The organism is Luteibacter rhizovicinus (assembly GCF_004342265.1).
GTDB lineage: Bacteria > Pseudomonadota > Gammaproteobacteria > Xanthomonadales > Rhodanobacteraceae > Luteibacter > Luteibacter rhizovicinus_B.
This window is the reverse complement of sequence record NZ_SMCS01000008.1, coordinates 37,652-52,831: the sequence shown is the minus strand read 5'-3', so window position 1 is coordinate 52,831 and position 15,180 is coordinate 37,652. Positions and strand designations below refer to the sequence as shown.

The 15,180-nt window shown below is 63.0% G+C and carries 13 protein-coding genes; 4 read left to right on the top strand and 9 right to left on the bottom strand.

Annotation, left to right across the window (positions count from 1 at the left end):
* Position 1 precedes the first annotated feature (1 nt).
* From EC912_RS16595 to EC912_RS16580, 4 genes are read right to left on the bottom strand one after another with little or no spacing between them, the layout of a single operon-like run.
* On the bottom strand, positions 2 to 706 hold the full coding sequence (locus EC912_RS16595) for an HAD family hydrolase (protein WP_165973652.1): 705 nt from the start codon (positions 704 to 706) through the stop codon (positions 2 to 4).
* A 4-nt stretch (positions 707 to 710) separates the two neighbouring features.
* Positions 711 to 1,505, bottom strand: coding sequence for an indole-3-glycerol phosphate synthase TrpC (gene trpC, locus EC912_RS16590; protein ID WP_132146205.1), 795 nt, complete (start codon positions 1,503 to 1,505; stop codon positions 711 to 713).
* Positions 1,506 to 1,565: 60 nt separating this feature from the next.
* Positions 1,566 to 2,597, bottom strand: a complete 1,032-nt coding sequence (gene trpD / locus EC912_RS16585) for an anthranilate phosphoribosyltransferase (protein ID WP_132146202.1) — start codon at positions 2,595 to 2,597, stop codon at positions 1,566 to 1,568.
* Between the two features lie 15 nt (positions 2,598 to 2,612).
* Positions 2,613 to 3,209: an anthranilate synthase component II gene (locus tag EC912_RS16580; protein ID WP_132146199.1), complete on the bottom strand. Its 597-nt coding sequence runs from the start codon at positions 3,207 to 3,209 to the stop codon at positions 2,613 to 2,615.
* Between the two features lie 101 nt (positions 3,210 to 3,310).
* Here EC912_RS16580 and EC912_RS16575 point away from each other — a divergent pair, with 101 nt between their 5' ends.
* Entirely contained in the window at positions 3,311 to 4,771 is a 1,461-nt protein-coding gene (locus tag EC912_RS16575; RefSeq protein WP_132146196.1) for a S41 family peptidase, read from the top strand.
* A 53-nt stretch (positions 4,772 to 4,824) separates the two neighbouring features.
* On the opposite strand, the gene aqpZ is transcribed toward EC912_RS16575, so the two are convergent.
* Together aqpZ and EC912_RS16565 are read right to left on the bottom strand one after the other, a co-directional pair.
* Positions 4,825 to 5,523 carry an aquaporin Z gene (gene aqpZ, locus EC912_RS16570; protein ID WP_207906876.1) on the bottom strand — a complete coding sequence of 233 codons (699 nt, stop codon included), beginning with the start codon at positions 5,521 to 5,523 and terminating at the stop codon, positions 4,825 to 4,827.
* Positions 5,524 to 5,692: 169 nt separating this feature from the next.
* Complete coding sequence (locus EC912_RS16565) at positions 5,693 to 7,138, bottom strand: PLP-dependent aminotransferase family protein (protein ID WP_132146193.1); 1,446 nt, start codon at positions 7,136 to 7,138, stop codon at positions 5,693 to 5,695.
* Positions 7,139 to 7,228: 90 nt separating this feature from the next.
* On the opposite strand from EC912_RS16565, the gene EC912_RS16560 reads away from it, so the two are divergent.
* Positions 7,229 to 7,696: a cupin domain-containing protein gene (locus tag EC912_RS16560; RefSeq protein WP_132146190.1), complete on the top strand. Its 468-nt coding sequence runs from the start codon at positions 7,229 to 7,231 to the stop codon at positions 7,694 to 7,696.
* Between the two features lie 216 nt (positions 7,697 to 7,912).
* Positions 7,913 to 8,614 carry a hypothetical protein gene (locus EC912_RS16555; RefSeq protein ID WP_132146187.1) on the top strand — a complete coding sequence of 234 codons (702 nt, stop codon included), beginning with the start codon at positions 7,913 to 7,915 and terminating at the stop codon, positions 8,612 to 8,614.
* A gap of 551 nt (positions 8,615 to 9,165) precedes the next feature.
* Here the strand turns inward: EC912_RS16555 and EC912_RS16550 are convergent.
* The 3 genes from EC912_RS16550 to EC912_RS16540 form a co-directional block, all read right to left on the bottom strand.
* A complete protein-coding gene (locus EC912_RS16550; RefSeq protein WP_165973651.1) occupies positions 9,166 to 9,987 on the bottom strand; it encodes a DUF2884 family protein in 822 nt (273 codons plus the stop codon).
* A gap of 90 nt (positions 9,988 to 10,077) precedes the next feature.
* Positions 10,078 to 10,770 (bottom strand): M24 family metallopeptidase, encoded by a 693-nt coding sequence (locus EC912_RS16545; RefSeq protein WP_243649332.1) that lies wholly within the window; start codon positions 10,768 to 10,770, stop codon positions 10,078 to 10,080.
* A complete protein-coding gene (locus EC912_RS16540) occupies positions 10,767 to 11,408 on the bottom strand; it encodes a response regulator (RefSeq protein WP_165973650.1) in 642 nt (213 codons plus the stop codon). The genes EC912_RS16545 and EC912_RS16540 overlap by 4 nt, the downstream gene beginning before the upstream one ends.
* 113 nt (positions 11,409 to 11,521) lie before the next feature.
* On the opposite strand from EC912_RS16540, the gene EC912_RS16535 reads away from it, so the two are divergent.
* The gene (locus tag EC912_RS16535; protein WP_165973649.1) at positions 11,522 to 15,091 is read left to right on the top strand and encodes a transporter substrate-binding domain-containing protein; all 3,570 of its coding nucleotides are present in this window, start codon (positions 11,522 to 11,524) and stop codon (positions 15,089 to 15,091) included.
* The last annotated feature ends 89 nt before the right edge of the window (positions 15,092 to 15,180 follow it).

The window sequence follows — 15,180 nt, the reverse complement described above, 5'->3', positions numbered from 1 at the left end:
CTCAGAACCAGTGCACCACTTCGAGCGACTTGCCGACCGCCTTCGCTGCCTTCCTCGCCAGCTTGGGCGTCGGATTCACGATGAACGCCGTTTCCGCAGCGCGCAGCAACGGCACGTCGGACAGTGAATCGCTGTAGGCGATAGCCGCGGGCAATGGCACACCGGCCGATTTCAGCGCCGCGACCTTGGCCTTGCCCACGTTGTGGAAGGTCATCCGCATGCCGAACAGGCCACCGCGGGTCCGCGACGTCAGTAACTCGACGCCCGAAAGCCTGACCTCGTCGAGGATCGCCTCGATCAGGGTAGGGTCGTTGCCCGTCACGATGACCACGCGATCGCCCGCATCGACATGGCGACGCATCGTGGCGACCGCATCGCGCAGGAAGACACCCGGGCGACGTGCGTAGGTGCGACCGAACTCGGCGGCGCGGCGGCGATAGACGGCTTCGCTGCGACCGAAGGTCGCCACACGAAGGAAGACCCGCGCGAGAAACCGGTTGCCCGCCGGAGACGGCAACAGCAACGGCACGAACGGAATCAGCGGCAACACCGTGAGCAGGCGCCAGCGGCCCCGTGCGATGCGCTCGCGAATAAAGAGTTCGAGTGTCTGGTGGCGCACGATGACGCCGTCGAAATCGAACAATACGACGCGCTGCGCGTCCGCGACCGCCTCGGGAGCGGTCGCTTCGAGAATCCCCTGATTCATGTCGTCAGCGCGGGCCGAAGAGCTTTTGCAGCTCCGCACCGGGGTCGACGGCGCGCATGAAGGCTTCGCCGACCAGGAACGAATCGATGCCCGCCTTACGCAACCGGCGAACGTCCTCATGGGTACTGATGCCGGACTCGGCGATCAGGACGACATCGTTACCGACGTATTCCTTCAGCTTTTCCGAGGTACCCAGCTCGGTCTCGAACGTGCGCAGATTGCGGTTGTTTACGCCGAACAAAGGTGCCGGCACCTCGAGAGCGCGTTGCAGCTCTTCCAGGTTGTGCACTTCGACGAGGACGTCGAGTTCGAGTTCGGCCGCCAGCATCGTGAGATTCATGAGCGCGCTGTCGTCGAGCGCAGCCGCGATGAGCAGGATGCAGTCGGCGCCGATGACACGCGCCTCATACACCTGATATTCGTCGATGATGAAATCCTTGCGCAGCACGGGCAACTTGCAGGATTCGCGGGCGATATGCAGGTAGTCCTCGCAGCCCTGGAAAAAATCGGCGTCGGTCAGCACGGACAGGCACGCCGCGCCGCCCGCTTCGTAGCTGCGCGCAATGGCGGCAGGGTCGAAGTCCGGGCGAATGAGGCCCTTGCTCGGGCTGGCTTTCTTGATCTCGGCGATGACCGCCGACTGGCCGGCATGCAGCTTCGCGTCGATCGCCGCGGCGAACCCGCGCGTGCCGGGAAGATCCGCGGCTTTCGCAGCTAGCTCGGCAAGAGGCGTCCGGGCGCTGCGCTCGGTGATTTCCTCTCGCTTGCGAGTGAGGATGCGGTCGAGAATATCGGACATCGGGGAAGCTTCCTTGGGGTATGCGGGAACGAAAGGAGGCGTCCGTTCCCGTCTACGACATCAGGCGCCGAGCCGCTGGGTTGCGGCCACGAACGCGTCCATTTTTACACGAGCCGCGCCACTGGCAATGGTGGCGCGTGCCAACTCGATGCCCTCGGCGATCGACGCGCTGACATCGGCCGCGTACAGGGCCGCGCCAGCGTTGAGACAGACGATGTCATGAGCGACCCCCGGAACGCCAGAGATGGCTTCCAGAAGCATGGCCTTCGACTCCTCTGCGTTCTCCACGCGAAGGTTGCGGCTGGAGGCCATGGCAAGCCCGAAATCTTCCGGCTCGACCTCGTATTCCCGCACTTCTCCGTTGCGAAGCTCACCTACAAGCGTAGCAGCGCCCAGGGATATCTCGTCCATGCCGTCACGCCCCCACACGACCAGCGCATGCTTCGTCCCCAGGGCCTGGAGCACACGCACCTGGATGCCGACGAGGTCGGGATGGAACACACCCATGAGGATATTCGGAGCGCCCGCGGGATTGGTCAGTGGCCCCAGGATATTGAACAGCGTACGCACGCCCATCTCGCGCCGTACCGGCCCGACGACCTTCATCGCCGGATGGTGGTTGGGCGCGAACATGAAGCCGATATCGGTTTCTTCCATGCAGGCGGCGACCTGGGTGGGCGAAAGGTCGATGCGCGCCCCCAGAACCTCCAGCACGTCGGCGCTGCCCGACTTCGACGACACGCTGCGCCCGCCATGTTTGGCGACGCGCGCACCCGCCGCCGCCGCGACGAACATCGACGCGGTGGAGATATTGAACGTGGACGCACCGTCGCCACCCGTACCGACGATATCGACGAAATGCGGATGCGGCGCCGTATCGACCGTGGCGGCCAGCTCGCGCATCACGCGCGCGGCACCGGTGATCTCGCCGACGGTTTCCTTCTTCACGCGCAAGCCGGTCATGATGGCCGCGGTCATCAGCGGGCTGACGTCGCCGCGCATGATCTGACGCATCAGTTCGATCATCTCGTCATGGAAGATCTCGCGATGTTCGATGGTGCGCTGGAGCGCCTCGGAGGGGGTGATCGGCATGCGGGACACTCGGAATCAGGCCGCCAGCGGAAGAGGCAGGCCCAGGAAATTGCGCAGCAGGTCGTGACCATGCTGGGTGAGGATCGACTCGGGGTGAAACTGCACGCCCTCGATCGGCAACGTGCGGTGGCGCAGGCCCATGATCTCGTCGATCGAGCCATCCTCGCGCTCGGTCCATGCCGTGACTTCGAGGCAATCGGGCACCGAGGTCTTCTCCACGACCAGCGAGTGATAACGCGTGGCCTCGAACGGATCGGGCAAACCGGCAAACACGCCCCGTCCGCGATGGCGAACCGGCGAGGTCTTGCCGTGCATGATCTCGCGGGCCCGGATGACCTTGCCGCCGAACACCTGGCCAATCGCCTGATGCCCAAGGCAGACACCGAAGATGGGGATCTCGCTGGCCAGCTCACGGAGAATATCGAGCGATACGCCAGCATCGTCCGGCGTACCCGGCCCCGGCGAAATCATGATGCGCGACGGCGCCAGCGCGCGGATATCCGCGACAGTCAGCGCATCGTTCCGCATGACTTTCACTTCCTGCCCCAGCTCGCCCAGGTACTGGACGAGGTTGAAGGTGAAGCTGTCGTAGTTGTCGATCATCAGGAGCATGGGCGGGCACGGCACAGGCAGGAACGATCGGCGATTGTAGCCCTACCGGCGCGTCTGGCACCCTCTGTCGACGCACCATCCTGTCATCTCAAGGACTTCCGATGCTCCGACGGGTAGCCGCCCTCTTCTTGCTCGCCCCTGCCCTCGCCGCCGCCCAGACCGCCGATCGCGACTGGGCGCAGGCGCTTCGCCAGGACGCTACAGCCCTGCACGACGATGTCGCGGCCAATCATCCGGGGCCGGTCGATCCGCTGAACCCGCGCTTCGCCACCGCGAACGATGCGGGCCTCGCCATGGCACTGGACCGGGCGAAGCGGACGAAGGACTTCGCCGGCTACTGGTATGCCATGCGTGCGTACGCCGCCGGGTTCGACGACGGGCATCTCAATTTCTCCGAGGCTAAAGGCACGAAAGTCCCGGTGATGGCATCGCGCTGGCCGGGTTTTCTGACCGCCTTCGACAACGAGGGAAAGCAGCGCGTCGTAACGCGCGACGATCGGGCGCCTCTCCCGTTGGACGCCACCCTGCTGGCCTGCGATGGTCGACCCGCCGACCGGCTGGCAGCGGAAAACGTGGGTGCGTTCACCGGTCGCTGGAACCTCAAGGCACAGCGCGCATGGGCCGGCGGCCGGCTCTTTCTCGACAACGGCAATCCGTGGATCGCGCGGCCATCCGTATGCACGTTCGATGTCGCTGGCGAGCAACGCTCGATAACGCTGACATGGATTCCCATCGACCAGGCGGCACTGAAGGAACGGCTCGCTGCCACTTCCCGTCGCGCCCACGATCCCATCGGCATGCGCAAGCTTCCCGACGGCACGATCTGGCTGGCCCTGAGCGACTTCGACGGCGATCCCAGCGGAGCCGCCGCGAAGGCACTCGTCCCTCTGATCGCCGATCTGGCGAAACAGCGCGACGCGATCGTCGCCGCGCCAGCCATCGTGCTGGACCTGCGCGGCAACAACGGCGGCTCTTCCGACTGGAGCCTGCAGATCGCGCGCGCGCTTTGGGGCGCGGCACACGTCGATGCGGCGAACGTCGACTCGACCACCGTCGAATGGCGCGCCTCCGCGGCCAACATCGCGACCATGAGCGAACTCGCGGACAAACTTCGCGCGAGCCCCGATGGGTCGCATGAAGTCCTTGCCTGGGTAGACGGCACCGTCGCCGGCATGACAGCGGCGAAGAAGAACGGACAGGCGCTCTGGCAAGCACCGAAAGAAGCCGAAGCAAAATCTGCCGCACAAGCTCCGGTCGCGCCGCCGCGCGCCCGCATCTTCATGGTGACGGACGCCGGCTGCGGGTCCGCGTGCCTCGACGCCGCCGATCTCTGGCTTGCCCTGGGCGTTATCCACGTCGGCGAGGAAACGAGCGCGGACACGCTCTACATGGACATCCGCAAGGACGACCTCCCGAGTGGTGTCGGACGCGTAGTCGTCCCGATGAAGGTGTACCGCGGCCGCAAGCGAGGCGCGAACGTGCCCATCGTTCCCGCCCACATCTTCCCGGGCACCGTGGCGGACACGCCCGCACTGGAACGCTGGATAGCGACCCTGCACTGACAACTGAAGCACCCCAGTGGCACGACGGCTCCGTCGCCGTCGTGCCGGCGCGATCAATCCTTGCTCTCAAGCAGATAGCGATAGATCAAGCCGCCCACGATGCCGCCAACCAGCGGCACCAGCCAGAACATCCACAGCTGCTGGATCGCCCAGCTCCCCTGGAACAGCGCCACGCCCGTGCTGCGCGCGGGATTCACCGAGGTATTGGTAACCGGAATGCTGATCAGATGGATCAGGGTCAGGGACAGGCCGATCGCCAACGGACCGAAGCCCGCCGGTGCGCGCTTGTCGGTCGAGCCATGGATAACGATCAGGAAGAATGCGGTCAGCACCAACTCCGCGACCATGCATGCGTGCAGGGAGTAGCTTCCGGGCGAATGGGCACCGTAGCCGTTGGACGCAAAACCGAGGCTGGCGTCGAAATTGGGTCCGCCGCTCGCGATCGTATAGAGCACAGCGCCGGCGGCAATGCCGCCGATGACCTGGACGACGATGTAGGGAACGACATCCCTGGCCGGAAAGCGACCACCCGCACAGAGCCCCAGGGTGACCGCGGGATTGAAATGCCCGCCCGAAATATGACCCACGGCGTACGCCATGGTCACGACGGTCAGACCGAACGCGAGAGCGACGCCAGCGAAACCGATGCCCGTATCGGGAAACTTCGCGGCCAGGACCGCGCTGCCGCAACCACCGAAGACCAACCAGAAGGTGCCGAAAAACTCGGCGCCCAGACGCTTGCCCATGCTCATGACAGCTCTCCTCGGATACGTAGGAAGGTACGAAAAACTTCCGTGCGCTACATCCATGTAGGGACTGCAATGTCGGCGCTGCAGCGGAAAGACCCGCGGACGCGGGAGCAGGCTAGCAAAAGTATCGTTCGGCGTCTCCGGTAGCTTTACCGTTGACAGGAAAGCCGCATCAGCGACGTATCGCCAGCGCGGCCGCCAGACTTCGAAGCGCGACCACGGCGCCGTCGACGTCGATACAGCCAAACCCGAAAGAAACACCGCTCGCGGTCGATGTCGTTTTGCCGAAATCGCTCATCGATTGCGCGCCTGGCGCATGACGACGGATATGCGGAAGCATCCAGCCCGCATCGTCGGCATCGCGATAGCGAACCGACAAATGGATGCCTGCTTCCGATGCGATGGGTTCGAACCACGGACTCAGCTCGGCGGCGAACACGTCGAGCATCGCTGTGCGACGTTCGGCATACACCTTGCGCATGCGCCGCACGTGACGCAGCAGATGACCTTCGGCGATGAAGTGCGCAAGCGCATCCTGCACCTGCACATTCCCGTGGGTGTCGATGCATTGTTTCGCGGAGACCAACGCATCCCGCGCCCACGGAGGGGTCACGATGTAGCCGACACGCAACGCGGGAAACAGGCTCTTGGAAAAGGTACCTACGTAAAGAACGCTGGCGTCGCGATCGAGTGTCCGCAATGCATCCAGTGGCCGGCCGCCGTAGCGGAACTCGCCATCGTAGTCGTCTTCGATAACGACGGCGCCACGCTGGCGCGCGAAGTCGAGCAACGCTTTGCGGCGATCCATCGACATCGCGACACCGGCCGGAAACTGATGGGATGGCGTGACGCAGACGACGCGTACATCGTCGGGAAGACGATCCACGCATAGTCCCTGGTCGTCGACCGGCACGGGAACCAGTTGCGCGCCAGCCGCGGCCATCGCACTACGCAACGGCGGATAGCCGGGATCTTCGACAGCGACACGGGTTTCGCCCGGCGTCACCAGAACGCGCGCGAGAAGGTCGAACGCCTGCTGCGCACCGCTGGTCACGACGACATCGTCGGCGTGACAGGCCACCGCGCGCGCGAACGACACATGCCGGGCAATACCCGCGCGCAGTAGCGGGCGCCCTTCCGGCGCCTGATAGCCCAGCGAAGTCAGCGACGCAGGGCCCGATGCCCTCACAAGCAACCGGCGCCATACGTCGAAAGGAAACTGTCGGCAGTCCGGCATACCGAGATAGAAGCCCGGTTGCCCGTCGTTGGCATGGCGGGTGGCTGGCCAGATGGGCGCGCGCCATGCGGGAGCGAGACGCGTGTCCTCCATCGGATGGGCAAGACGAACGGCGGCCCCCTTTCCCATCGCAACGTCCGCCACGACAGCGCGGGCGCCCACCCGCGTCAGCAAATAGCCCTCGGCCATGAGAAGGTCGTAAGCGGCGATGACGGTGTTGCGTGCGATGCCGTAGCCCGCAGCCACTTTACGGGTGGACGGCAACTCCGCGCCGGGCAGAATGCGACGATCGAGAATGGCGCCGCGCAAGGCCTCGTGCAGCGTCCGCCTGCGGCCACCCTCACCGTCGAGGTCCAACGGGAACGCAAAAACTGGTTCCATTGAATTCATCTGCATTGGCACTTTTTAGGGACCAGTCCAAGCGTACGGTATTCCTCACCGGCTACCAAGCCATCCGAAGGAAACCACGCCATGAACCACCCCGCCCCCAGCCTCTCCGACTACCTCCCCGCCCGTATCGCCGGCACGGCGGGCATCCCATGGATTCCGATGTCCGCCCAGAAGTCGTGGAAGCCGCTGCGTTTCTTCGCCGACGACCGGGGTTTCGTCGAACTGCTCCGCATGGAACCCGGCGCGGTCATGCCCTTGCATCGCCACACGGGCGAAATCCACGCCTTCAACCTGGCCGGCCAGCGGCAACTGTGCACGGGCGAGATCATCGGCCCGGGCGACTACGTCTACGAGCCGAACGGCAACCGGGACTGGTGGAAGGTCGTTGGCGACGAGCCGATGACGGCACTCGTCATCGTCATGGGCACGGTGGAATTCGTCGGCCCGGGCGACGTCGTCAGAGCACGCGCGTCGGCGAGTACGCAGTTGGAGGCGTATCGCAGTTATTGCGCGGAGCACGGCCTTGCCGTACTCGACCTTGTCGACTGATCGGAGAGAAAGAAACACCATCGCAGTGGAATTTCGCGATGACAGATCACCAACGCATTCACTGACAATGAAACCATCTCGGCAACCCATCTATTGCGTCCATCGACCATCGCTGCGATGGCAGCGCACCGACTTCAGATTTTGAAATTCTGCGCCATGCTTTCCAAGTCGTGAGACAACCCGATCCAAGCAACAAACACGTCAAGGAAGATGACCATGAAACGCCAATTACCATTACTTCTGACTCTCGCCAGCAACATTATGTGCGCACACGCTGCCGATCCGAGCCCTCAGTTACAAGGGTTTACTCGTGTAACGAAATACCACGGGATAGACGCGCCTACTGGCCCATTGCAGACTGCACTATCTGAACTAGTTGCCCGATCAACAGCTGGGGACGCGAAAGCTGCTGCCCAAATATACGCGGGGTTAGTCCGATGCCGCGCACTCCGTGCCAACGGGTCACCTGAGGAAGCAAGTGGCTACTGCGAAGCCACAACACCTGCTCAGATCGCAACCGCAGGCTCCTATCTCGAGATGGCCGCGAAGCTAGGCGATGCCGATGCAAGGTACGTATACGTGAGTGCGGGACTGCACGAAATGGACTTGGCACATACATCAGGACGAGCGACCGAAATTAATCACTACAAGACGTCCGCTGCTCGCTACCTAAAAGAGCTTTCGCAAGAGTGCAACACTGATGCGATCGGAAGGCTATATAGCGAAACCAGTAAAGGTGGTTATGCAATGAAGAAAAGTCCTTCCGAGGCGTACAAATTCCTTAATGTAATGCACCTTCTATCGCTCATGCGCGTCACCCCAGAACAGTTTCGTATCGCAGAGAAAGAAATCGACACTCGCGACGTCTTTTCAATACGCACGGAAGCCGATGCTTTTGTAGAACGTTACTGTCGTTGAGGGGGGAGCCACTATGCACAGGATTGCGCAATCTTTGATTTGCATTGCAACAATGTGCTCCGCTCATGCGGAGCGGTACCACATCACGAAAACGTGTCATGACTGCGTTCTCGAAACTCCATCACCCGATACGAAGACAAAATCCACCATTGATGACTGGACGAGGGGGCACTTCGTCAATCTTGATTCCGGCGACACCGTTCAGTTGTGCAATGTCGTCGACTGCGCCACATATGTGCGCGCAGCAAGAGGCGAGTTTGTCGATGGCAACCGGCAGCAGCGAACGACTTCAGGACCTGGCTGCACACCTACTTCAATACCCCGCCAGGTATCCGGTGGCATAGGCGGTGGGCCGAGCGGTGGCGGGACAGTCACCGTCGGCGACCTGATCCCCAACGGTAGGCTCTGTTACTAGTCAATCCATTGGATCACCGCGCGCAAAACGCCGGTGATCCAAAAACAGTCGGCATGAGTAACTGAACTACCAACCGACGAATGACCTTGAAATACCAAATCAACTAAATCGCATTGATCTATGCGCCATAACGCTATCACTCGGACGCCACGCTACTGCCATCGTGATCGTGATCGTGATCGGTCTTCGGCTTGATGGTCATCAACTGCAACAGCGAGCCGTCGGCGAGTTTGACGTGCCAGCCTTTCTGGATGCCCGCCAGATCGTTCAGACGTGGGCAGATAGCGTCCGTGCGTTCCTCGAGCCGCTTCGAACGCGCGTCCATTTCCTTGTTCATGGATTTGTCGAGCGACTCGGCACGCGCCTGTAGCGCCGCGACTTTAGAGCTGTCGCCGCTGAGTGCCGCCGATACCGCTTCGCCCGTGACGGTACCGACCAATTCTCCGACGGTGTCGCCAATGGAGTCTTCGAGAAGATTCTGTGCGCGCTTTGCCTGCCAATGGCCCTGCCCCAGCGTAGCGTCGACTTCGCGCAGCGCGTCGGCGTGCTTGCGATTCAGTTTTTCCAGAATGCGGGAGCGGCTGCCCGGATCGGCGAAGCTGGCGGTTACCGTCGTCATGGCGGAGAACCCGACATCGATGGCATCGCGTGCGATAACGGCGACCTCGGGCATCACCTGACGCACGCCCGCTTCGTAGCGGCGTAGCGCCTCGGCATCGTCGGACGAGACGCTGACGTCGCGCCCGTCGACGCGCAACGCGCCGTTATGGAGGAATACCTTGGCGGGAGTACCGTCGGTTCGATGGAACGAAATGCCGTCACGCTCCACATCGACGTCGTACGGCGTGCTGTAGTCGTGGGTGCATTTGCTCATGCCGATATTGACGGTACGCGCGGAAAGCGGCGCGGCGGCGGCCATGACGGCGGCGATAGTGCAGGCGATCAGCGTACGGCGCATGGCGCAACTCCCCAGTGATGTCGTCGGATGGGATGCATCCGGCATGCAATAGGTTTAAGCCTACAAGGCGCGCGCCGCATGAGCGTCAAGTCATGCGTGACTTCCGGCAGGGTCGATACCGCGCACCAGCAAATCTTCGTAAAACGCCCCTACCGGCAGATCCGGATGCCGTATCTGGATTTCGAGAATCCACAGTCCGGCAGCGGGTTCGCCCTCGAAGTCCCCCAGGTCGCCGGCTTTCCAGATGGCATGGGGATAATCGCCTACCCGGTGCCCTTTGGTTTCGTGATTCAGAACCCAGCCCGCGACGTCGGCCTGCCGCGCCGCGAAATCGTAAAGCGCCCTGCCCGTGGTGCTATTCTCGCGCCATTCGCTCGCGACGGCGTCGAAAATCGTCCGCGCCGCCATCGCACAGGCGCTGGCGATCGGGTCGTTACCTGCCGCAAAGGTATCGCCCACGTCGCCTTCGTGGCCCTCGAACACAAGACCCAGGTCGACGAAGAAGATGTCGTCTTCGCCGAGCACGGTGTCGGGCGCCGAGCGCTGGCGGAATGTCTTGAGCGTGTTCGGTCCGAACCGCACGATGCTCGGGTGCCAGATCCGCTGCGCGCCGGAAGCGGCGATGGCCTCCGCCGCTATGCGCCGGGCGTCGTCCTCGGTCATGCCGGGCCGGATGGCCGCCGCGATATCGTGGAGCACGCGCCAGCTTCCTTCGCGTGCGGCAAGCATGGCTTCGACGGAGAAGATCGTTCCGACCCGCTCGCTGGCATGGACTGTAGTCACGACGCGATACCTCGTTCGCGTGCGTATTCGGAAAGGCGGCTATCGTGATCGACGCCCAGTTTGCGCATTGCATCGCGCTTCTGCCGGCTGACGGTTTTCACGCTGCGATTCAGGCGATCCGCGATCTGCGAAATGGACATGCCGCCGACATACATGCGCACCACTTCGATTTCGCGCGCGGAGAGACGCAGTTCGTCGTCGGACGAATGATGGAGTCCATGTTCCTCGAACTGCGCGCGGATCGACTCACTGAGATACAGGCGGCCCTGGGCGACGTGCCTCACCGCCACGGGAACCTCTTTCAAGGGCGAACGCTTGTCGCACAATCCCTGCGCGCCACGCTGACGCATCGCCTGGAGCACAGCCATGTTGTTCACCATGGTCAGTACGACGATGGGTAGCCTCGGAAAGCGTCGGCGTACCAGGTCGATCAATGACAGCCCATCCCCATGGCGACCGCCAGGCATCGAGAAATCGGTGACCAGGATGTCGCAGGGACGGTTCGCCAGCATATCGATAAGCTGGTCGCCGTTCGCGGCCTCGCCAACGACCTCGAACTCGCCACCAGCCTCAAGAGCCGCACGCGTGCCCATGAGTACGACCGGATGATCGTCGGCAATGATTACTCGCAGAGCCATTCTTTCCCTCGCCCGAGCGGATGGGTCGCCGCCACTCTCCATGAGTAAGTGCAATTCGTCGTACGATGAATGCCGAGATTACAGCAACCTTCGCTCGTGGTCGAAGGGCCTCTATGTCGTCGTTCAAATACTTCGTTCTCATTTTCCTTCTCGCTGCCACGAGCGGCGTGCGTGCGGGCGCCGGCGATCCGACACCTGCCGAGAAGACCTGGCTCGTGCGCCATCCAATCATCGAGGTGGCCACTTACAGTGAAGGATTCGCGCCATTCGAGATGGAACGCGATGGTCGCATCGAGGGTCTCGCTCCGAATTATCTCAGAGAGCTCGCGCGACGCCTCGGCGTCGAACCGCGCTTCAAGGTTTATCCCACGTGGGACGACGCACTCGCGGCGGCGCGCGCGGGCGAAGTGGATCTTCTGATGAACGTGACGCCGACACCGGAGCGCTCGCGTTTCCTGCTGTTCGGCCAGCCCTATTTCGAGCAGATGCCTGTACTGGTAACGCGCCGGGACGATGCAAACCTTACCAATTTCAGCGATCTCAATGGCAGGACAGTCGCCACCCAGAAGAGCTTCGTCGAAGCCGAAACCATCGACCGCTACATGCCGGATGCGAAGGTAATCGAAGCGGCATCGGCTGAGGGGGCGTTGCGTATGGTGGCCGACGGAACCGCCGATGCCACGATCGACGACCCCAATTCCGCTCGTATCGCCATCGACAAGGCGCAACTCGGCGATCGTCTTCGCATCGGCCCGGTCGCTGCCTTGCCCATATCGACATTTGGCTTTGCCGTGCCGCGCGACCGCGACCGCGCGCCATTGCTCGGCGCACTCGATCGTGTGCTGGGCTCGCTGACCGCCGAGGAGCACGCGCGACTTCGCGCACCGTGGGTAGGTGGCGATCCGGGCCGTTTCGCCACACAGTCGGGCGTGCCGTTTTCCGACGCGGAACGCGCGTGGCTCGCGCGTTTGCCCGTGCTGCGAATCGGCATCGATCCTACGGCTGCGCCGATAAGCATGGTCGATCGCGACGGACACGCGGAAGGCATCGGCGCCGACTTTCTCGCAGAAATCTCGCACACGCTGGGCTTGCGAACATCCTTTATCGCCACGCCGGGCTGGGCCGCCACGAGGGCGCGGGTAGCGCATGGAGACATCGATATCCTGCCAGCCGTGTCGCCATTTGGCGACGCGCTGGAGCGGCCGTTCGACTTCAGCACGCCGTATCTCGAATTCCCGATCATGATCGTCACGCGCGAGGACCGGCCCACGATGTCGGGTCTTACGGAACTCGCCAACCTGAAGGTCGCCGCGAACATCACTAAGCCACCCGTCGCCGCGGTGGCAAACCAGCTTCAGCATTCCACCATCGAACCGGTCGACAGCACGGCCGAAGGTCTCGCAGCGGTTGCCGAAGGCCGCGCCGATGCTTTCATCGGCGATATCGCGACCAGCGAATTCATCATGCGGCGCGACTATCCCGGCCGACTGAAGTTTGCCGCACCAACAGGCCAACTTGCGATTTACGCTGTCGGTGTCAGCCGCGAATACGCGCCGCTGCTACCCCTGATCAATCGCGTGCTAGGGCACATGTCGGATCGCCGGACGCGCGAAATTCGCAACACATGGTTGTCATCCGAATACACCTATGGCGGTTCCTGGGGCGCTATCGCGCGCAAAACGCTGCCGGCATTGCTGTTGGCCCTGGCCCTGCTCGCAACGATTTCCTATGCCTATCTGCGGTTGCGGCGGGAAACCCGCAAGCGCATGGACAGCGAGGCGCAGCTGGCCGACGTCACCCACCATATCCCGGCCGTGGTCTATCGCTGCCGGTACTACGAGGACGGCCGGCTGGACTTCCTCTACGTGGGCGGCAATCCCGAGCCAATCTTCGGCATTCCGGCGGCATCGTTCATCGCGGACGAGCGGCTTGCCTTCGCGCGCATCGAGCCGGACGACCAACCGGTACTCATGGCGGAAGTGGCGCGCGCAGCCACCACGCTTACGCCCATCAAGGCCGTCATGCGCATCCGGGATACCGATCCCGTGCGCTGGGTGGCCTCGCATGCGATTCCCAGCGAAGTGGAGGGGGCCGTCGATTTCACCGGCTACTGGGTGGACGTTTCGCATGAGCGCCAGCAGGCGGAGCAACTCGCCGCCGCGCGCGATCTTGCGGAAAGCGCTACCCGTGCGAAGAGCGAATTCCTGGCCACGATGAGTCACGAAATCCGCACGCCGATGAACGGCGTCATCGGCATGCTGGAGCTGCTGGGAGACACCCCGCTGGACGCGCGTCAACGCCGAATGCTCGGCACCGTGGAGACATCGGCGGCCGCCCTGCTGCAAATCCTCGACGATGTGCTGGACGTGTCGCGCATCGAAGCAGGCCGGTTATCCATCGAACGCACCCCCGTCGACCTGCGGGCCCTTGTGCGCAGCGTGCGCGACCTGCTCACCCGTCAGGCGGATGAGAAAGGACTCACTTTCGTCGTCGAGGTCGAGAAAAACGTGGCAGGACTGGTGCTGACCGACAGCGTACGCGTGCGACAGATCCTGCTGAACCTGGTCAGCAACGCGCTCAAGTTCACCGCCAGCGGCAGCGTGACGGTGTCGCTCGCGGCAACTGCCGAGTCCGACACGGCCGAGCCCGCCGAAAAACAACGATTGCTGTTCTGCGTTGCCGATACGGGTATCGGTGTTACGCCCGAACAAGCCGCGCGGCTATTCGAACCGTTCAGCCAGGCGGAGTCTTCCACGACGCGCCGGTACGGTGGCAGCGGGCTCGGCCTGGCTATCTGCCGTCGACTGACCGACCTGTTGGGCGGCACGATCGCGATGACCAGCGAGCCGGGGCGCGGTACACAGGTCGTTGTCGAATTGACCGTCGACATCTGTCCCATCGGGACCGTAGTGGCCGCGAGCCATGTAACCACCCCGGTGACTCCGCGCATGGCGGACGGCGGTCACCTGCATGTGCTGGTCGCGGAAGATAATCCGATCAATCAGGCCCTGGTCGCCGCGCAATTGCAGAAACTCGGCCATACGAGCCACGTCGTGGCCAATGGGGTGGAAGCGCTGGAAGCATGGAGCACCGGCGTCTACGATGTCCTGGTCACCGATTGCCACATGCCCGAACTGGACGGCTACGGCCTGGCCCGCGCCATACGCGAGCGCGAGGCTGGAACGGGTAACCATCTGCATATTGTCGCCATGACGGCGAACGCATTACCTGACGCGGAAGCACGCTGTCGCGCGGCAGGCATGGACGCTTACGTCGCAAAGCCCCTGCGCAGCGCGGAGCTTCAGGCGAAGCTGATTGCGTCCGCGGTTCCGGTAGCTGGATCCCATGCGGACTGGGACCTGGATGAATTGCTGGAAACCTTTGGCGACCCGGACGTACTTCGTGCTCTGGTAACGCAATTCGTGACAGCCACGAAGGTCGATATCGAAGCCCTGCCCGGTCTCGTATCGCGCTGCGACGGCGCTAAAGCGATCGAATGGCTGCATCGTGTGACGGGCGGCATGCGGGTTTTCGGACCCTCGTCGACCGCGGCGGAGGGCGAGGCCCTGGAACACGCGTTCCACGCTGGCGGCGGCACGGCCGAGTGGTCCCGTCTGGAGGCGTTCGGTCCGCGGCTCGAACTCTATCTGGCCGGATTAGCGAGGTCCGCCCAGGATTTGTAGGGCAACGCCAGATGGCGGCTGCCGATAAATCCGTTCGATTTTTCAGACTAATCTGATTTTTTTGCGAAAGGCGCTCCCCGATCCTCTTT